Origin of the sequence: Treponema succinifaciens DSM 2489 (assembly GCF_000195275.1) — a bacterium.
GTDB classification, from domain to species: Bacteria; Spirochaetota; Spirochaetia; order Treponematales; family Treponemataceae; genus Treponema_D; species Treponema_D succinifaciens.
This window is the reverse complement of the sequence record NC_015385.1, coordinates 2,566,159-2,584,676: the sequence shown is the minus strand read 5'-3', so window position 1 is coordinate 2,584,676 and position 18,518 is coordinate 2,566,159. Positions and strand designations below refer to the sequence as shown.

Annotated in this window: 16 protein-coding genes; 10 read left to right on the top strand and 6 right to left on the bottom strand. The window is 39.6% G+C overall.

Annotated features, from left to right (window positions below; genetic code table 11):
- Positions 1 to 142 precede the first annotated feature (142 nt).
- A complete protein-coding gene (locus tag TRESU_RS12320; protein ID WP_013702524.1) occupies positions 143 to 2,038 on the bottom strand; it encodes a hypothetical protein in 1,896 nt (631 codons plus the stop codon).
- A 63-nt stretch (positions 2,039 to 2,101) separates the two neighbouring features.
- Between TRESU_RS12320 and TRESU_RS12315 the strand changes: the two genes are divergently transcribed.
- Genes TRESU_RS12315 through TRESU_RS14425 form a run of 4 tightly spaced genes read left to right on the top strand, consistent with a single transcriptional unit; the run spans position 2,102 to position 6,063 of the window.
- A complete protein-coding gene (locus TRESU_RS12315; protein WP_013702523.1) occupies positions 2,102 to 3,562 on the top strand; it encodes a tetratricopeptide repeat protein in 1,461 nt (486 codons plus the stop codon).
- 5 nt (positions 3,563 to 3,567) lie between these two features.
- Entirely contained in the window at positions 3,568 to 4,755 is a 1,188-nt protein-coding gene (locus TRESU_RS12310) for a TraB/GumN family protein (protein WP_013702522.1), read from the top strand.
- 6 nt (positions 4,756 to 4,761) lie between these two features.
- On the top strand, positions 4,762 to 5,484 hold the full coding sequence (locus tag TRESU_RS12305) for an SAM-dependent methyltransferase (protein WP_013702521.1): 723 nt from the start codon (positions 4,762 to 4,764) through the stop codon (positions 5,482 to 5,484).
- A gap of 3 nt (positions 5,485 to 5,487) precedes the next feature.
- Positions 5,488 to 6,063, top strand: coding sequence for a shikimate kinase (locus tag TRESU_RS14425; protein ID WP_013702520.1), 576 nt, complete (start codon positions 5,488 to 5,490; stop codon positions 6,061 to 6,063).
- Here the strand turns inward: TRESU_RS14425 and TRESU_RS12295 are convergent.
- The 5 genes from TRESU_RS12295 to TRESU_RS15000 form a co-directional block, all read right to left on the bottom strand.
- Positions 6,060 to 6,605 (bottom strand): FKBP-type peptidyl-prolyl cis-trans isomerase, encoded by a 546-nt coding sequence (locus TRESU_RS12295; protein WP_013702519.1) that lies wholly within the window; start codon positions 6,603 to 6,605, stop codon positions 6,060 to 6,062. The two genes, TRESU_RS14425 and TRESU_RS12295, sit on opposite strands and share 4 nt — an antisense overlap.
- A gap of 3 nt (positions 6,606 to 6,608) precedes the next feature.
- Complete coding sequence (locus TRESU_RS12290) at positions 6,609 to 6,845, bottom strand: NifU family protein (protein ID WP_013702518.1); 237 nt, start codon at positions 6,843 to 6,845, stop codon at positions 6,609 to 6,611.
- 74 nt (positions 6,846 to 6,919) lie between these two features.
- The gene (locus TRESU_RS12285) at positions 6,920 to 8,650 is read right to left on the bottom strand and encodes a cation:proton antiporter domain-containing protein (RefSeq protein ID WP_013702517.1); all 1,731 of its coding nucleotides are present in this window, start codon (positions 8,648 to 8,650) and stop codon (positions 6,920 to 6,922) included.
- A gap of 76 nt (positions 8,651 to 8,726) precedes the next feature.
- Entirely contained in the window at positions 8,727 to 10,763 is a 2,037-nt protein-coding gene (locus TRESU_RS12280; protein WP_013702516.1) for a flagellar assembly lytic transglycosylase, read from the bottom strand.
- Positions 10,764 to 10,793: 30 nt separating this feature from the next.
- Entirely contained in the window at positions 10,794 to 12,464 is a 1,671-nt protein-coding gene (locus TRESU_RS15000) for an Hsp70 family protein (RefSeq protein ID WP_013702515.1), read from the bottom strand.
- Positions 12,465 to 12,672: 208 nt separating this feature from the next.
- Here TRESU_RS15000 and TRESU_RS12270 point away from each other — a divergent pair, with 208 nt between their 5' ends.
- The 6 genes from TRESU_RS12270 (at position 12,673) to rlmB (ending at position 18,504) form a co-directional block, all read left to right on the top strand.
- A complete protein-coding gene (locus TRESU_RS12270) occupies positions 12,673 to 13,104 on the top strand; it encodes a hypothetical protein (RefSeq protein ID WP_013702514.1) in 432 nt (143 codons plus the stop codon).
- 137 nt (positions 13,105 to 13,241) lie between these two features.
- Positions 13,242 to 15,068: an indolepyruvate ferredoxin oxidoreductase subunit alpha gene (iorA, locus tag TRESU_RS12265; protein ID WP_013702513.1), complete on the top strand. Its 1,827-nt coding sequence runs from the start codon at positions 13,242 to 13,244 to the stop codon at positions 15,066 to 15,068.
- Positions 15,069 to 15,079: 11 nt separating this feature from the next.
- Positions 15,080 to 15,664, top strand: a complete 585-nt coding sequence (locus TRESU_RS12260; RefSeq protein WP_013702512.1) for an indolepyruvate oxidoreductase subunit beta — start codon at positions 15,080 to 15,082, stop codon at positions 15,662 to 15,664.
- Complete coding sequence (locus TRESU_RS12255) at positions 15,661 to 16,902, top strand: phenylacetate--CoA ligase family protein (protein ID WP_013702511.1); 1,242 nt, start codon at positions 15,661 to 15,663, stop codon at positions 16,900 to 16,902. Before TRESU_RS12260 ends, TRESU_RS12255 begins: the two co-directional genes overlap by 4 nt.
- Before the next feature lie 75 nt (positions 16,903 to 16,977).
- On the top strand, positions 16,978 to 17,481 hold the full coding sequence (locus TRESU_RS12250; RefSeq protein WP_013702510.1) for a YchJ family protein: 504 nt from the start codon (positions 16,978 to 16,980) through the stop codon (positions 17,479 to 17,481).
- A 246-nt stretch (positions 17,482 to 17,727) separates the two neighbouring features.
- On the top strand, positions 17,728 to 18,504 hold the full coding sequence (gene rlmB / locus TRESU_RS12245; RefSeq protein WP_013702509.1) for a 23S rRNA (guanosine(2251)-2'-O)-methyltransferase RlmB: 777 nt from the start codon (positions 17,728 to 17,730) through the stop codon (positions 18,502 to 18,504).
- Positions 18,505 to 18,518 lie beyond the last annotated feature (14 nt).

Genomic DNA, 18,518 nt, shown 5'->3' with positions numbered 1-18,518 from the left:
GCTCCTGCTGCTGTTTTTCAAAAAGTTGATGTAACGGTATTTTGAGTAATTATAGCACATATTTCTTTAAAATGACAAAAAATAGTGAAAAAATTTATTTTTTTTCGCTTCGGTTCCGAGGATTTAGGTTGTCAAAGAATTTTTACTGTTCTTCGGAAATTAAATTTGCCGTGCTGCTTTCAGAATTTGAAAGTTCCGGTGGATTTTCTTCTGCGGAAACTGAATTTTGCGTTTCTGGCTCTGTTTTTTTAGGTTCTGGTGCTGGCGGTTTTGGCAACGGCGGAACTTTTGACAAGTCTGCGGTTGTCTCAAAAGTCCTTGGTTCGTCATAGAAAAGTCTTATGAGCTCCATTTTTGACTTATGACGCGATTTTATAAACAGCGAGCGTGAAGAATTCTGGTAAACATAGCCAGATGAATTGTAAGTTTCAAAACGCGGATCAGTTCTGAACATTTGGCTCTGGATTTCAATTTTTCCGTGGAAATTAGGAATTCCGTTCAGCATAATGTAATGCGTTAAAGACAACGGAAAATCTATGAAAATATTTGCTGTGTTTGCCGGTTCCTGTGTGTAAAAAATCGATTTTGCGCAAGTCCATGCCCAAACGCAAGTGTTTCCGTACCAGCCAAGAATTTCTGTGTGCGGATAAAAATAATTGCTCTTTACTATAATAGGATAAATATTTGCGATTGTCCTTATGCTTGTGTCTGCTCCAGAAAGGCTTGAATAAATAATCAGATTTCCAGCTTGAACCAAAATTTTATTTTCTTGCAAAATTCCAAGTTTCTGCAAAGCGTCTCCGGTAAAGACCATTTCGTAAATGTCCATCGAATTTTCTGCGTCTTTTTGAACTTTTAGAATTCCATTTTCAATTTTGCAGTTTTCCTGAATGGAATTTACGCAAGTTTCTATTACGGCTTCAAGCGGCTGGACGAGCGCGGAATCTTTGGCTTTTAAATTCGTGTAGACGCTTATAATTCCGGCTGCCTGAAACGGAGAAAATCCGCTTGCCTTTGAAACAGTTTCTATGAGATTTTTTATTGCCGAAGATTTTTTTTCACGCAAAATGTAATCGGAAATTCCTTCAACTGTGAAAACTTCCGCCGAATTTGACTGCACAAGCGACGCGTATTTTTCAGTTTGAACTGAAAGGCTTCTGCTCATTGAAAGAAGATTGTCAAAATATGGAGAAGAAATATAAGTTCGTTTGTTTCCTTTTTTGAACGAATCTGGAATTGAATCAATTGCCTGATTATATTTTCCTTGGGAAGCAAGTTCCGCAACATAAGCCGTGATGTCTGTTTCCGAAAGCGAGTCGATTTTTGCCTGAGCCAATGCGGACTGAATTTTTTCAACAAGGCTGTAGCGGATTTTTGTTGTAAGTTCTCTGATTTCGCTGTCGCTGGTTCCTTTGAGATCTGCAACAAGGTCAAATGTGAATTTTTTTGTGGGATTGTAATGCGAATATTGCGCCGCGGAATCTGTTTTTGTAAATGCAATTTTTTCCGCGCTGAATCTGTGGGATGTAAAACTGAAAATTCCGTCTTTTGAAGTTACAAGAATATTTGCCGGAGAAACATTTTCCGTGCTGTAGGTTTGCGCAATCTTATATGGAAGGAAAATTTCTGTACAGTTTTCAGGCGGAACTGCAAGAATTGAAAGAGCAGTTGAATTTTCTTCATCCTGAATCTGGCGGAACATTATGTGCGCGCCACCGTTAAAAGAAAATTCCACGGAATCAGTCAGTTCTTCATAGGATTCAAGAAAAAGAGGCCTTAAGTTTCCGTTGGAATCTTTTGCAGTTATCGGATTTTTGTCGTCCGCTGAAAATGTAATACCTTTAAAAGATACTTTTATCTGATTTTTTAAACTTGTCCCATTGTTTTCTGTTTGAATCTGGGAAATTGAAAAATTCAAGTCTCCCAAAGATTTGGAAAATACAGAGTTGGACTTAAATTGAATAACAAAAATGCCGACAATAATAGCTGAATAAAGGAGTGTAAGTCCAAAAAACTTTCTTACAGGATGTTTACGCATAACTTTGCTATTTTATATTTAAAAATTGTAAAAGGCAATAAGCATTCTGGAATATGAGGAATTATGAAAAGTTCGGTAAAAACTACATTGGCGGAGCTTTTTGCTGCGGTTGTTCTTGTTGTGGCGGTTGCTGTTATTTTGAGCATGGGGCTTTCTTCTTGTGCTTCCACTGAAAAAACTGTAGAGACGGCTCAACCCGTTGAAACTGAAAAAAAATTAGAAGCAAAGAAAAAGACTGAATATTCAAAAACTGATTTTATGGAAGATTTGAAGTCAGTTTTGAATAAAGATGGACCAGAAGCGGCTCTTTCCCTTTATGAAACTAAGCTTCCGGCGAAATATGCGGACGATTTTGATTTGCTTTTTTTAAAGGCCGCGATAAATGTAAGCGCGGAAAACCTTGACGAGGCTCAGGCTCTTTGCAATGAGCTGTCACAACGCGATCCGCAGAATAATGATGTTGCTTCTCTTGCGGTTGTGATTGCAAAAATGAAAGGCGACAATGCAGAGCGCACAAAACAAGTTAATTCGCTTTTGGCAAAAGACAAACTGAATTCCGCAGCGAATGTGGAGCTTGGTGAAGATATGTTCTTAAAGAAAAATTACAAGCAGGCAAAAATTTATTATAAAAGAGCTTTAGTCCGCGAGCCTGAAAATATTGATGCTTTGCGCGGTGCCGGACAATGTGACTACTATCTTGAAAATGATGATGAGGCGGAAAAAACTTTCAAAAAAATTCTTGAGATTGATCCGAAAAACACACAGGCTTTTTTGTATTTAGGAAAACTTGCCTACGCTGCAAATGAATACAAAATCGCTTCTGACTATGCAAAGCAGGCGCTCGATGTGGACCCTGAAAACTATGAATGCAATATGGATTACGGAATGTACGAACGTTATCTTGGACATTACAAAAATGCGGAATCTTCTTGGACAAAGGCAATAGAAATTGAACCGGATTATTTTTTAGCATACGCATACCGGGCAGGGCTTTATGATGAGCAAGATATTTTTGTAAATGCGATGGAAGATTACAAAAAAGTCATTGAGCTGAATCCAAATTACTATTTTGCTTATGAAAGCCTTGGAATCCTCGCCCTTCACGAAGAAAACTGGACAACTGCGCGCGAAGCTTTTATGAAATGCTATGATTCCAACAAAAATAATATTTCTTATCCACTGATGATTACTTACTGCTATTACAAGGAAGGCAATGGAACTGAAGCAAAAAATTTCAGCAATCAGGTTCTTAGAAAAATGGACAGAAATTCTATTGAATATTCTATGCTCCGGGTTTTCCATGACAGGGCGGGCGAGCGTCCTTTGCCGCAGAGAATTTCCGCAATGACGAATAGAAATTTGCAGGGAAAAATGTACTATTATCTTGCGCTTTTTTATGATATGTTTGGTGGAACAGAACTTGCCAATGAATATTACGCAAAGGTTGTCAGCATGAACAGCCCGATGTTTTTTGAATTTCGTTTGGCAGAATGGAGAACAAAAGGAAAAGTTCCTTTAAAATAGTTTTTATGGAAAAAAACAAGTCAACACAAAAAGTTCTTGAACTTAATGGAAGAAAATTTATCCTCATTGGAACAGCGCACGTTTCAAAAGCCAGTATTTCGGAAGTTGAGAATGCAATTGAAGATCAGAAGCCGGATTCTGTTGCAATTGAACTTGACGAAAACCGCTTGAAAAACATGGAGGATAAAGAGTCCTGGAAAAAAATGGACATTATTGAAATCCTTAAGAAAAAACAAGGATTTCTTTTGCTTGCAAACATTGTCCTTTCAGCCTATCAAAAACGCATGGGAGAAGACGCTGGAATAAAGCCCGGAGATGAAATGGCGGCCGCAATCAAAAAAGCCAAGGAACTAGGAATTCCGCAGATAATGGTTGACCGTCCTGTAACAGTTACGTTGCGCCGTGCCTGGGCAAAAAATTCTTTTATGGGAAAATGCAAGTTGCTTTCGTTGCTTATTGCCACTGCTTTTTCCAAAGAAGAAGTTTCGGAAACTGAAATTGAAAATTTAAAGCAGTCCAGCGAAATGGATACAATGATGCAGGAACTTTCGTCTTATCTTCCGGCTGTAAAAGAAGTTTTGATTGACGAGCGTGATTTTTACCTTGCTTCAAAAATTTGGTCTTGTCCGCAAAAAAATATTCTTGCGGTTTTGGGAGCAGGACATTTGCCGGGAGTTTCTTCTCATCTTGAAAAAATTGCGGCTGGAAAAGAAATTCCTGATGTAAGTGCAATTGAAAAAGTTCCAGAAAAATCAGCTGGAGCAAAAGTTGCTTCTTGGATAATTCCGATTTTGATTTTGGGACTTATCGTTACTGGCTTTGTTGTGGGCGGAATTGAAAAAGGCGCGGACTTGATTGGAAGCTGGGTTTTGTGGAATGGAATTCTTGCAGCTATTGGTGCTGCTGTTGCGGGCGGACACATTCTTGCAATTTTAGTTTCTGCAGTTGGCGCGCCGTTCACTTCGCTTTGTCCGTTTATTGGAATTGGATTTGTTTCTGGAATTGTTCAGGCTCTTGTAAAAAAGCCGGCAGTTGAGGACATGGAAAATTTGCAGGCTGATGCTTCGAGCGTGAAAGGTTTTTATAAAAACAGAATTCTCCGCGTTTTGCTAGTTTTCTTTTTATCTTCGCTTGGAAGTAGCATTGGAACTTTTGTTGGCGGCGCAACTTTTATTTCAATTTTTACGCGGTGATTTGCAATGGAAAAAATTGAGCCTGCGCTTTATCTTATTCCTGTAACTTTGGGCGAAACTGAATACCAAAAAGTTCTGCCTGAATACAACAAAAAAATTCTCCGCGGAATAAAGAATTTTATTGTTGAAAACCGCCGTTCTGCAATCCGTTTCTTAAAGCTTGCTGATTCATCGATTGATATTGATTCGCTGGAATTTCTTGAGCTTAACGAGCATTCAGACCTTGCAAGAATTTCAAATTATCTTGATCCGCTTTTGAAGAAAAAACTTCCAATGGGAATTATTTCAGAAGCCGGCTGTCCTGCTGTTGCTGACCCCGGAGCCGCTGTCGTTGAAATGGCGCAGAAAAAAAACTTGAAAGTTGTTCCTCTTTCCGGACCGTCTTCGATGATTATGGCTGTAATGGCAAGCGGACTGAATGGTCAGAGTTTTGCTTTTAACGGCTATCTTCCTGTTAAGCCGAATGAACGCGCTGCAAAAATAAGGCAGCTTGAAAACCGAGCCTGGAATGAAAAACAGACGCAGCTTTTTATAGAAGCTCCGTATAGAAATTTAAAGATGCTGGAATCTATTTTAAATTCGTGCCGGAATGAAACCCTGGTTTGTGTTGCGGCCGGTCTTACAACTGAACAGGAGTTTATCAAGACGCTTTCTGTGGCTGAATGGAAAAAATCAAATGAGCCGCCTATAAATAAACTTCCAGCAATTTTTTTAATTTACCGGAGCTGAAAGATGAGCATAATTTTAATGGGCATTAAGCACTGTGGAAAATCAACTCAAGGCCGCATAATAAGCAAAAAACTTTCAGTGCCATTTTTTGACACGGACGATGTGATTTTTGAAATGACAGGAAAAACTCCGCGGCAGATTTATACAGAACTTGGAAATGAAGGTTTTCAGGAAGCCGAAGAAAAAGCCTGCTCATTTTTGCTTGAAAAAATAAATTCTTCCGCTGAAAAAAATGCAGTTATAGCAACTGGTGGCGGAATCTGCGGAAATAAAAAAGCCCTTGATGTTTTAAAAAAAATCGGAACTTTTGTTTTTTTAAAGACTCCAGAAAGAATTGCAAGTTTCCGTGTTTTACGGGAAATTTCTGTTGCTCAAGATGGAACAATTTTAAATGTTCCTGCTTTTATTGCAAAAAAAAATCCACGCTCAGTAGCCGATGCAAAAAAAATTTTCCATGACTTTTTTATTGAACGTGAATGTATTTATGAACAGCTAGCTGATGTTGTTATTGATATGTCCAGCTCTTCAAAAGAAGCGAACGCTGCAAAAATAATCGAATCTGTTTCTTCTAAAGTTTAGTTTTCGCAGCCGCAGTTTCCACCGCAGTTGCCGCATTCTCCGTCGGAACATTCGCCTCCACAGGCACCACCGCAATTTCCGCCGCAGCAACAAGATGGTGGATTCAGCTCTTCTTCTGTCGCATTGCGCACGTCTGCAATTTCAACTTCAAAATGAAGGCGTGTTCCTGCAAGCTCGTGATTTGCGTCAACTGTTATTTTGTCATCGCTGATTTTTGTAACACGCACAATCTGCGGTCCGGATGCGGTCATTGCCTGAAAAGCCATTCCGACTTCTATAGGAACTCCGTCTTCAAAATTCGAGCGGTCAACATCTGTAACGAGCTCTTTTCTATATTCTCCGTAGCCATCTTTCGGTTCAAGAACTACACTGAATTTATCTCCGGGATTTTTTCCAGCCAAGTGCTCTTCTAGCTTAGGCAAAAGATAGCCGCGCCCATGAACATAATCTAAAGTTTTTTCAGTGGAAGAATCGAGAACTGCTCCTTCATCATTTTTCAATATATAATGGATAGAAACATATTTGTCGTTTTCAACTGTCATCGCTTAGTCCTGTACAACTTCGGAAATTTCGGGGCAGGTTTCTTTTAAGTATCGTTCAATTCCCATTTTAAGAGTCATCGTTGCCATTGGACATGAGCCGCAAGCCCCAGTGAGTTTTAGATGAACTTTATTTTCATCATCGATATTTATAAATTCCATGTCGCCGCCATCTGCATTAAGCTGCGGGCGGAATGCTTCCAAAGTTTCTTTTACTTTTGCAATGAGAGCTTCGTCTACCATTTCTACCTCTAAAATTTTATTTTTCTAAAGATACAAAATTTGGCAGATTTATGCAATGATTCAGTTTTTCGATTTTATGCCATGTTTTCGAGCTTGCGGTTTATTTCAAGAATTCTTGTGTGAAGATAATGATCAGCGGCGAACTTTTCCATAATGCCAAGAGGTTTTCCATCGTTGTCTACAATCGGCATTGATTCCGTGTCTGCATCGCTGAATTTTTTATAGACATCGGGAAGCGAATCTTCAGGGCTGCAAGTGCAAATCGGCTTATCCATAATATCAACGGCAAGAAGCGTGTCTGCAAATTCTCCAATCATTAGCGTTTCTTTTAAATGCTCAAGCGTGATTATGCCTGAAAGTTTTCCAGTTTCATTTGAAGCGACTGCAAATGACTGGTTGTGGTGGGTTTCAAAATTTTTAAGTATATGGCAAATTTTTTCTGTTTCAGTGACAATTGCGTGGCTGTCGGCGCAGCAAATTTTTTCACTTCCCCAAGTAACGTTTTTTACTTTTGAGGATTTCAAAATGTCATCTTCTGTTATGGCAAGACCAACTTCGCCGGCTTTTGTAACTCCATGTTTTACGCAGATTGGACCAATCAGCTGAACGATAAAAGTTGTCGCCGTGATTATGAGTATTATAGAAGGTCCGATTGAATTTTCAAAGTCGTTGCTGGCTGCAATGCTAAGTCCGATTGCGACTCCGGCTTGGCTTAAAAGACACCATGGCAAAAAATCGTGGACTGTCTGCGGAGCTTTTGTTATCTTTGCGCCAAGACGCGCGCCTATGGATTTTCCTAAAGTTCTTCCTGCAACATAGACAATTGCAAGAATTCCCAAGATTGGTGTAACAACCCAGATATTCAGTTTTGCGCCGACAAGCACAAAAAACAAAACATAAATCGGCGGCGTGAATTTTTCAACAAGACTGAATATCGGGCGTGTCTTTGCAGGTGCAAAATTCACCATAAAAAATCCCAGAGACATTGCGGCAAGAATATTGTCTAGTCCTAAAATTGTGCAGACTCCTGTTGAAAGAAAAAGTCCTCCAAGTCCGAATGAAAGAACTCTGCCTTCATCTTTCATAAGATTTTTTACAACAAAAGTTACAAGCGCGCCAAAAATGCTTCCGGCTATAATAGAGCCAAAAATATCTTTTGCAATATTCAGCATCTGCATTCCGAATGACTGCCCTTGTCCGCCAAGCAAAGGTGAAACAACCGTAGATGCGATTGCGTACAAAATCAGTGCGACAGCATCATCCATTGCGACAATTCCAAGAGTTGTTGTTGTTAAAGGCCCGCGTGTTCTGAATTCTTTTAAAACATCAGTTGTTGCCGCCGGTGCTGTTGCAGAACATATTGCTCCAAGAATCAGTCCAAAGGAAATCGCAGTTTTGAAATCTTTCATAAAAATGTATGCGACTAAAGTAACAAAAAATCCAACAACAAAAAATGGAGTTACAGATTCGCCGATTAGAATTCCAACGAACTGCTTGCCGTATTTTTTTATTACATCGATTTTTAGTTCTGCGCCGATTAAAAATCCTATTAAAGAAAGCGCGATTGTGTTTACTGGATTTAATGCGATGATTGTTTCAATCTGAAGAATTTGAAAGCCTGAAGAGCCGATTAAAATTCCGATTACAATATATCCTACAACCTGCGGAATTTTCAGTTTTTGAAAAATGCGTCCTCCGAGCGCGCCAAAGAACATAATGATTCCGAGTAAAAGTACAAACTGTGTTCCTTGCAAATGTGAAAAATGAAATACCTGCGGCAAAACTTGTGCAAACGGGTCAGCCATAATTTTTCTCCGTTTATAAAATTAAAAAGAATAAAAATATTTTTAGAGCTTTGTTAAAGCGCAATGTATTTTAGTTTCATTTCATAATTTCTTCAACAACTTGCGATGTGCTTAGTCCATAATAAAGATAACCGTACATTGCCGCTGCGGAAACAACTTTACGTCCGTATTCTCTTGTTTCAGAAAATGGAATCGCTTCTAAAAACAAATCCTTGGGCAAATCTGAAATTCCGAATTCAAGGTTCGCGCTTTTTACCCAGGAACGCACTCTTGAAATTCCGCCGTTGTAAGAAAAGATTGCAAGTATGGAAGAGCCGTCAAGTCTGCGCCTGAGTTCTTCAAGATAAAATGAACCGAACCTTATATTTGTTGCGCTGTCCATTAAATCGAATTGCGCTACTTTTAATTTTCGTGCAACGTCTGCGGCAGTTCCTTCCATAAGCTGCGTAAGACCTTTTGCGCCTGCATTGCTTTTTGCATTCGGATTAAAAAAACTTTCGCTTCTGATTAATCCATAAAGAAGATATTCTGGCTGCGAAAAATCCTGGCAAGATTTCTGAACGCTCTCTTTAAAATACTGCGGAAATGAAAGTTCCAAAAGTCTTTTTTGAAAAGGCCGGTCTTTTGAAAATAACCGTCGGGAAGCAATGCGGATGCTTTCTTGTTCTTTTCCGCACTGGCTTAGAAACTCTGCAATTTTTTCTGTGCATTCCATTCCGATTTTATCTTTAAGCTTTTGGTATTCAGGATAAATAAATTCTTTAAGCCCGAAGTCCGCATAGCCAAGCAAAAGTTTTTCGGCTTGTGGATCCGGCTGAATTTCCTTTTTGTTTCCCACTGAAAAAATAATTTCTTCTGCTTTTGTTTTATCCAGCTCCAAATTTTTTATCGCAAGAAATCTGTAGTACAAATCGCTTCCGCTTTGAAGTGCCTGAGAAAAAAGCCTTTGCTCTTCTTCTGATTTTTCTTTTGGAGTCTTGATAAAATTTTCCTGAATGAGCCGGGCGGAAATATATGAATATTTTGCAGAAATTTCCGGGCTTGCTTTTCCATAAATCAAATCCGTAGTTTTGTAAAAATCATTCCAAGCATGAAGCGAAAGAAGCCGCACAGAAAGCGTTTCAAAAAAATCATCAAAGTAAGAAGGATTTTTCCATTCGTCTTTGTATTGAGTAATCGCATCGATTGTTTTTGGAACTGAAATTTTTAAAAGGCAATTTAAATAATACCAGAGTGCGTTGTCAAAATTTTCATCTGACAAAGATTCCTGCATCGCAAAAACAAACCGGTTCAAGGCTCTTGTTTTGTAGGAATCTGATTTGTCGTAAAGCCGCCCTGAATAAAAGTCTGCGTAAAATTTGCAGTCGTCCGGCAGATTCTTTTTTATGGAATCAAGATAAAGCGCATTTGAAAAAAAATTGTTTGAGCCGTACAAAAATGCTTTTCCTGCATCGCTTAAAATTTGCGGCAAAAGAAATTTTTTATTTTCAAGAATTAACTTTGCATTTGAATATGCGGCGACATAATTTTTTGTAAAGACATCTGCACGTAGCTGGATAACATTTGATTCTTCTGCTTCTTCGGATTTGAATATTTCGCAAAAAAGCTTGTAATGAAAATCAGAAAATGCTCTTGATACGCACCACTCAAAAAATTCCTTGCTGAATCTTGAGTCGTTTTTTTTCTGCATTGAAGAAAGCCTGTAGTACACAGTTTCATTCAGGCAGTTTTTTAAATCAATTTTTTCTGTGAGGCAGATTACTCTTGCATATTCTTTGTTTTTAAAAAATTCTTTTGCGGCTGCAAGTTTGGTTTCTTCATCTGGAAATTTTTTGTATAAACTGTAGCTTCTGTTTATATGTTCCTGAACATTTCCAAGCTGTGAAAGTTTTTCCATTGAACGCCTTGCAATTAATGGAGACGCTTTTTTTTCAGCTTGCTTTAAAAGATGTTCAGCCTGACGATGGTTTCCGTTTTCAAGAGAAAGAAGCGCCATAAAATACGCGGAATCCTGTCCATATTTTTTTTGCAGAGAATTATTTTGTGCGCATCCAAATCCTGTAAAGCTAACCAAGACAATCAGGCAGGAAATAAATACACGGATTTTTTTCATCAATAATATAAAAAACTAAATGCCAAAAAATTACTCCGCCGGAATAAGAATCCAGTTTCCTGAAATAATGTGGTCAGGATTTTTTATGCCGTTGTAATTTGCAATCCGCTTGTATTTCCACGGAGTTTTATAGTAGGCATTTGAAATGTCCCACAATGTGTCTCCCCAGACAATTTTGTAGCGGATGTCTTCAATTGGCTCTGGAGCCGGAGCTGGCGGTTCTGGCACAACAGCTTCTGGAGTTTCTGCAATTACAATTTCATCTTCTTTCGCAGGAATTGGCTCAGGTTCAGGAGGAATCTCTGCAATTTGTTCTTGCTGATTAATTTCTTCAGAAGGAAGATTTGTTACTTGTTCCTGTTCTGAAATTTTTTCAGTGTGCTTTCCAAAAATATTCAGCTTGGAAGGAATTACAAAAAGCACAAGGAGAGCCGCAATCACGCAGATTATTGCGCAGACCACGCAGATTATTACAGGCGCTTTTGTTTTTCTTTTTATTTCGTCTTCTTCGCTGTATGAAGATGATGCGCCTTGCATTGTTTCTTTGTCGTAAAGATTGCTGAACATATTTGTGTTTGGCTGAAATGTCGGATTTTTTGGCTGCTCTTCGTTTTCTTGCGGAAGTTCTGGTTTGTCGTCAAATTCCGGCGGAAGAGAAAAATCATCATCGGAAAGAGGATCTTCTGTTTTTTCATCTTCAAAATCTGGAAGTGAAAATTCTGTGTCATTAAAATCAGGCAGCTCGTTGTTTTCTTCTGAAACTTGAGTTTCATTTTCTGCTGATTCCTTCGGTTCTTCATCTTCAACTAATCCTGTGCTGTCAAAATCCGGAAGACCGTTTATTTCTGTTTTTTCATCTGGAACCTCAACTTCTGTGTGGTCAACGTCAATCACATTGTCTTCTGAAGGAATTTCTGAAATTTCCTGCTCTGGAATTTCTTGCGCTTCCTCTTCTATTGGTTCGTCCGTGAATTCTTCCTGAATGTCTGTGTCTGGCTCTTCAAAAACCTCTGTTTCAAAATTTTCCATTTCCTCAATTTCAGGATGAAGCTTTGTGCTGTCCGGCACAAAAGTTTTGTCGTCATCTTCATCAAGGAATGAATCCGCAGAAATTTCTTCATTTTCATCTGAAGGAAATTCTGGAAGATTCAAACTGTCCTTGCTAAAAATTTCTTCATCCGCAGAAGATTCTGGCGCAGTCTGTGGCTCGGGATTGTTCAGGTCGTCAAAATGAAAGTCGTCGTCATTTGTTTTTTTTGCCTGCTCTGCAACAAAATCCGCAAGTCCTGCATTTGCAAGATCGCTGTCAGAAATTGTAACTGGCGCTTCTTCTTCCTGGGGAATTTTTTCTGGCTGGTTTGCCTCTGAATGAGTGCGGGATGCGAGGGTAACTTGGATTTCGCTTTTTTTTCCAGTTTCAAGGTCTCGGATTTCTGCGGAAAGCCCGTTATTTTTGTCCACGTCGATTGCAAGACATAAAGTCGGCTCTCCGTTCTGATGCGGATTCAAATTTGTGATTTCAAGCGTATCAACATATTCTGCGCCTTCGAGTGTTCCAGTTTCTGTTCTATATACGTCGACCTGGACTTTTGTCTGATTGTCCATGACCGTTGTTAGGTCAATAGTTTTCTTTTCTGGATTGCCTTCTTCCAAAAGCGGATAGAAAGTTCCGTCTGCGAGTTTTATTCCAATAGACTTCATATTGCACCCTCTGAATAAAAAGATTCCCTTGTTCTGATTTTCGGAAAAAATAAAGCGGATGTTTAGGAAAAAAGTTTCGTTTAATGCCAATGAACGTACAGAAAAAATTTAATAAAAATTTATAAAAGTACTTGACAAATCCCGGGGGGGGGTACAATAGACATTGCTGAATTTTTTCAGCGTAATCTATTTTTTAAGGAGTGAACTTATGAGAAAGTTTGCTAAAATTTCAGCTGTATTGGCAGCTATGGTTCTTGCGCTTGCATTTGTAGGCTGCAAAGATGACGATGATGACGACGACGAGAATGTTCTTATTGACAAGACAGTAGAAATACCTGCTACTGCTGACAACTTTGGATATCAGTATTTTGATATAAACCTTTCAAAGGCAGCGACTATTTCCGTAACTGTAGAAGTAAAAAGTGGAGACGGTGTTGAAATTTATGCAATGGACAAATCAGATCTTGAGAGTTTCAAGAAAAATCCAGAAACAGTTGAATATTACCCAGAGTTTTCTTCTGATACTCCTACAAAGAATTTTTCTATAACAGCAGGTGCTACTGCCGGCCATGCCTGCTTTGTTCTTGTTAATACGAGTGCATCTGCACAAACAGTTTATACAAAAATTGTTGTTAAATAATTTTTAGCCAAGAATTGCTTAAGGCTGCCGTTGGAGGCGGCCTTTTTTGTCTTTAAAATTTTCTATTGTAAAAGCCGTATATTCGTGTTACTATAAAAAGATACATACACTTTTTAATCTTTTTGAGGTTTTTCGCAATGTCAAAGAAAATGATAATGGGAAACGAGGCGATTGCCTTGGGCGCAATTTGTGCCGGGGTAAATGTAATTTCCGGCTATCCGGGAACGCCTTCATCAGAGATAATAGAATTTGCGGCAAAATACATAAAGCAGACCGGAGCCTACATAGAATGGTCGGTCAACGAAAAAGCGGCTCTTGAAGTTGCGGCTGGAGCTTCATATTGTGGTGCGCGGACTTTAGTTACAATGAAGCAGGTTGGACTGAATGTTGCCGGAGACCCTGCAATGTGTCTTTCCTACGTTGGCGTAAAAGGCGGAATGGTGATTGTAAGCGCGGACGATCCAGGACCAATAAGCTCGCAGACAGAACAGGACACAAGAATGTACGGCGCATTTTCAAAGATTCCGGTTTTTGATCCAAGCTCGCCGGAAGAAGCCTTTGAGATGATTCAGCAGGCATTCAAGTTTTCTGAAAGATACAATACACCGGTATTGCTTCGTCCCACAACGAGAGTTGACCACGGATACGCAAGCATGGAAATCCCGGAGCTTCCAAAGGCAAAAAAAATTGAAGGGTTTGAAAAAGACACAGGCCGCTGGGTGATTTTTCCGCGCACATCTTTTTTGAACCACAAGCGGATTTTTGAGCGCAACGAATTTATTCTTCCGTCTGAATTTTCAAAAAGCAAATTTAATTTTATAGAAAACAAAATCCCTGGTAGCAAAAAGGGAATTGTTGCAAGCGGCGTGAGTTATTGCTATGCAAAGGAAGCCTTGGAAATTCTTGGTGAAAAAAATATTCCTGTTTTAAAAATCGGAACTCCTTATCCATTTCCTTCTGATCTTGCAAAAAGTTTTTTAGCGGACGCAGAAGAAGTTCTTGTAATTGAAGAGCTTGACACGGTTATTGAAAACGAGCTTTTAAAGTTGTGCGGAAAAAATCATCTTGAAAATAAAATCCATGGAAAGCTCACAAAAGAAATTCCGGAAGCCGGAGAATATTCTGTGGAAATTGTAAAGCAGGCGATTGCAAAATTTATCGGGCTCGAAGTTTCAGAAAATAAAATTGAACTTCCGCCTCTTCCAGTGCGTCCTCCTGTTCTGTGCGCCGGCTGTCCTCATCGTGCGAGTTTCTATGCGGTAAAGCAGGCGATGAAAGGCGAGAAGACAGTCTACTGCGGCGACATCGGGTGCTACACTTTGGGAAACGCCAAGCCGCTTGATATGTGCGACACTTGTCTTTGCATGGGTGCGGACATAACCATGGCTCAGGGATTTTTTCATGCGGAAAACGACAGGCACTGCTTTTCATTTATCGGCGACTCGACTTTTTTTGCTTCGGGAATCACAGGCGTTGTAAATGCGGTCTACAATCAGGCTCGGCAGACAATCTGCATTCTGGACAATTCCACAACTGCGATGACAGGACATCAGCCTCATCCCGGAACAGGCGTTACGATGATGGGCGAGATCACGGAAAAAATCAGCATCGAAAAAATCCTCAAGGCGGTCGGAGTTGAGCCGGTTGTTACGGTGAATCCGTTTAACTTGGAGGAAAGCATTGCGGCGGTGAAAGAATGCGATTCTCACGAGGGAGTCAGCGCGGTTATTTTCAAGTCTCCGTGCATCGCACTTCTGCGCAAGGAAGAATTCAAGGAATTCAGAAAGCCCGCTCTCTGCGTTGAAAATGAAAAATGCGTCGGCTGTAAAAAATGCATAAACGAAATCGGCTGTCCCGCGCTCGGCATGAACGGCAAAAAAGCCCGGATTGACTCTTCGCTCTGCACGGGATGTTCTTTGTGCCCGCAGATTTGCCCGGTGAACGCGATTGCTTCAAAAAATTAAAGGCGGAAAAAATGAGTGTGAATATTTTGATATGCGGAATCGGCGGACAGGGAACTGTTCTTGCCGCTAAACTTTTAGATCAGGCAGCTCTTCTTTGCGGACTTACGGTTCATTCTGCGGAAACAATCGGAATGGCTCAGCGCGGCGGTTCAGTCGTAAGCCACGTCAGAATCGGCGAGAACTGCTGGTCGCCTCTCATTACGCTCGGCCAGGCGGACATGATTATTTCTTTTGAAATGACAGAAGCTGTAAGAAACATTCAGTATTTAAAACGCGGCGGAACAATTGTTGTTAATAAAAAAGTTACGTTGTCTTCAGTTTGTGCCGGAAAGGAAAATTCAGCTGATGAAAATTCGCTTTTGGAATTCCTGAATAAAAACTGCGGTTCGGTTTGCGTTGTTGATTCAGAAAAGATTTGCTGCGAGCTTGGCACTTCAAAAGTTGTAAACACAATTCTTTTGGGTGCGGCGGCTTCACGCGGAATAAACGGAATCAGCATAGAAAAAATAAAGGAAGCCTTAAGAACAACGGTAAAACCTGCGTTGGTTGACATTAATATAAAAGCACTGGAAAAAGGCTTTGGAGGAAAAATATGAAATTAAATGAAAAGCAGCTTGCTCAAGTTGACAGGCAGATTAAGCGTCTTGTTGCAGGCGACAGTTACTACGGAAAAATTTTGAAAGAGAAAAAAATTACCGGCGTTTCAAGTCAGGAAGAATTTGAAGCTCTTCCGTTTTCCAGTAAGGATGATTTGCGCAATGCATATCCGCTTGGAATTCAGGCTGTGCCGGATGAAGAAATTGTTAGAATCCATTCATCGTCAGGAACAACAGGAAAACCGGTTATAATTCCGTATACTGCAAAAGATGTTGACGATTGGGCTGCTATGTTCGCGAGATGCTATGAAGTTGCCGGAATCACAAAAAATGACAGAATTCAAATTACGGCTGGCTACGGACTTTGGACAGCGGGAATCGGATTTCAGGCTGGATGTGAAAAACTTGGCGCAATGGCAATTCCGATGGGACCGGGCAATACGGAAAAACAGATTCAGATGATGCAGGATTTAAAATCCACTGTTTTAACTGCGACTTCATCTTATGCGCTTTTGCTTGCGGAAGAAATCAACAAGCGCGGACTGAAAGATAAAATTTATTTGAAAAAGGGCGTGTTCGGTTCTGAACGCTGGTCTGAAAAAATGCGCAAATATATCAAAGATGAGCTTGGTGTTGAGCTTTACGATATTTATGGACTTACAGAAATTTACGGACCGGGAATCGGAATTAACTGCGAAAAAGAAAGCGGTATTCATTATTGGGATGACTACATTTATATAGAAATAATCGATCCAAAAACCGGAAAAACTTTGCCGGACGGAGAAGAAGGCGAAATCGTAATTACAACTCTCGTAAAGGAAGGTGCACCGCTTTTAAGATTCAGAACACACGACATTTCAAGAATCATTCCTGAAAAATGCAGCTGCGGAAGATGCTATCCGCGAATCGACATGATAAAGGGAAGAAGCGATGATATGTTTAAAGTTCACGGCGTAAATATATTCCCAAGCCAAGTTGAAGAGTTGCTGCAAAATGTTGACGGAGTTTCGAGCGAATATTCAATTGCGATTGCGCACGATGATGAAATCAACAAGGACATTATGATTCTTACTGCGGAAGCCGAGGGCAGAGTGAATTTTGAAGAAACCGCAAAAAAAATCGGTGAAATGTTCAAGTCGAAAATCGGTGTAACTCCAAAGATTACAATTGTTCCGGTCGGTACTCTTCCACGCAGCGAAAAGAAAACAAAACGCGTAACCGACTACCGCGACAACTGAAATAGAGTTTGCAACAAGTTGGATAAATTGGTAGAATAAAAAAATATTTACAAACAGAATTTTATTGGAGAAACTATGAGTGATAAAAAAAATTTGTGTCCATGCGGTTCAGGAAAAGATTATGCTGAATGTTGCGAAAAAATTATTAAGGGCACAGAAAAAGCAAAAACCGCTGAAGCTCTTATGAGGGCGCGCTATACGGCTTATGTAAAGCATGAAATTGATTTCATTATCAACAGCTGCGAGAAAGGTGAAAAAATTGCAGAAATTGACCGCAAGGCAACTGAAGACTGGAGCAACAATAGCACTTGGCATGGCTTGAAAATTCTTCGCACAGAAAAAGGAACAGAAAACGATGACGAGGGTATTGTTGAATTTGAGGCTGAATATACTTCAAAAGGAATGCACGACATTCATCACGAAATCGGAGGTTTTAAAAAAGTAAACGGCGAATGGCTTTACAGTGAAGGCATGATGCGTCCGACAACAGTTGTAAGAGAAGGCAGAAAAATCGGCCGCAATGAACCATGCCCTTGTGGAAGCGGAAAAAAATATAAAAATTGCTGCGGCAAGAATTGACGCAGCAATTTTGTACAATAATTAATTGCAGATAAAAAATAATATGGAACTGTCCAAAAAGTTCAAAATGTCATTGTCGTACTTGATACTGCGATGTTTCTGAAAGAAACTCGGTTAACAATCTATATATATTATACATTTAGATTTTCGGCTCAAGTCCGAAAATGACAAAAAAATACTTTTTGGTCAACCCATATTTGCAAAGCGGTATTAGTCAGAATTTTCTTTTGAAAAATAAAAATCTATATGTCAAAAAATATTTATACAGGCTTTCATGCTGTAGAAGAAAAAGTCAAGCTGTATTCAGTTTCTAAACCTAAAGAAATCAGCTTGAAAATTTTTTATTCAAAGCCAGGACCAAGAATCAAAAAAATAATTTCACTTGCAAAGGATTCAAATTTTGAAGTTTCACTTGTGAATGAAAAAGAACTTGACTCAATGGTTTCTTCACTTCCAGAAACTGCTCGTGATCACCGCGGAATTATTCTTTTAGTTGAAGGCGAAAAAGAAAATTCAAAAAATCAAATTCAGCTTGAGCAGTGGATTACTTGCTGTCCGGAAAATGCTGTTGTTATTGTTCTTGATAGTGTTACCGATCCGCATAATGTCGGCGCGATTTTGCGTTCATGTGATCAGTTCGGTGCAAGCCTTATGGTTGTTCCAGATCATCGAAGTGCGGACATAAACAATAACGAAATAATTGCACGTGCGAGCGCGGGAGCTTCTTCTTGGGTTGATGTTGCAAAAGTTCCAAATCTTGTCCGTGCAGTTCAGATTTTAAAGTCAGCCGGATTTTGGATTTACGGAGCAGATGCAGGTGGAACAACTCTTTCAAAAATAAAATTTCCAAAAAAAACTTGTATCATAATGGGAAGCGAAGGTAGCGGAATTGCCCGGCTTTTGCAGGAACAGTGTGACGAAATTGTTTCCATTCCAACTTGCGGAAAAATTGACAGCCTGAATGTTTCTGTTGCGGCCGGAGTTCTTCTTTATGAAGCCTACAGACAAAAACTGGAAAATTAATTTGCACTGCTTAT

Excerpts from the sequence above, each read along its gene's own strand:
- TRESU_RS12320 (WP_013702524.1), bottom strand. The coding sequence starts at position 2,038 with ATGCGTAAACATCCTGTAAGAAAGTTTTTTGGACTTACACTCCTTTAT.
- TRESU_RS12315 (WP_013702523.1), top strand. The coding sequence starts at position 2,102 with ATGAAAAGTTCGGTAAAAACTACATTGGCGGAGCTTTTTGCTGCGGTT.
- TRESU_RS12310 (WP_013702522.1), top strand. The coding sequence starts at position 3,568 with ATGGAAAAAAACAAGTCAACACAAAAAGTTCTTGAACTTAATGGAAGA.
- TRESU_RS12305 (WP_013702521.1), top strand. The coding sequence starts at position 4,762 with ATGGAAAAAATTGAGCCTGCGCTTTATCTTATTCCTGTAACTTTGGGC.
- TRESU_RS14425 (WP_013702520.1), top strand. The coding sequence starts at position 5,488 with ATGAGCATAATTTTAATGGGCATTAAGCACTGTGGAAAATCAACTCAA.
- TRESU_RS12295 (WP_013702519.1), bottom strand. The coding sequence starts at position 6,605 with ATGACAGTTGAAAACGACAAATATGTTTCTATCCATTATATATTGAAA.
- TRESU_RS12290 (WP_013702518.1), bottom strand. The coding sequence starts at position 6,845 with ATGGTAGACGAAGCTCTCATTGCAAAAGTAAAAGAAACTTTGGAAGCA.
- TRESU_RS12285 (WP_013702517.1), bottom strand. The coding sequence starts at position 8,650 with ATGGCTGACCCGTTTGCACAAGTTTTGCCGCAGGTATTTCATTTTTCA.
- TRESU_RS12280 (WP_013702516.1), bottom strand. The coding sequence starts at position 10,763 with ATGAAAAAAATCCGTGTATTTATTTCCTGCCTGATTGTCTTGGTTAGC.
- TRESU_RS15000 (WP_013702515.1), bottom strand. The coding sequence starts at position 12,464 with ATGAAGTCTATTGGAATAAAACTCGCAGACGGAACTTTCTATCCGCTT.
- TRESU_RS12270 (WP_013702514.1), top strand. The coding sequence starts at position 12,673 with ATGAGAAAGTTTGCTAAAATTTCAGCTGTATTGGCAGCTATGGTTCTT.
- iorA (WP_013702513.1), top strand. The coding sequence starts at position 13,242 with ATGTCAAAGAAAATGATAATGGGAAACGAGGCGATTGCCTTGGGCGCA.
- TRESU_RS12260 (WP_013702512.1), top strand. The coding sequence starts at position 15,080 with ATGAGTGTGAATATTTTGATATGCGGAATCGGCGGACAGGGAACTGTT.
- TRESU_RS12255 (WP_013702511.1), top strand. The coding sequence starts at position 15,661 with ATGAAATTAAATGAAAAGCAGCTTGCTCAAGTTGACAGGCAGATTAAG.
- TRESU_RS12250 (WP_013702510.1), top strand. The coding sequence starts at position 16,978 with ATGAGTGATAAAAAAAATTTGTGTCCATGCGGTTCAGGAAAAGATTAT.
- rlmB (WP_013702509.1), top strand. The coding sequence starts at position 17,728 with ATGTCAAAAAATATTTATACAGGCTTTCATGCTGTAGAAGAAAAAGTC.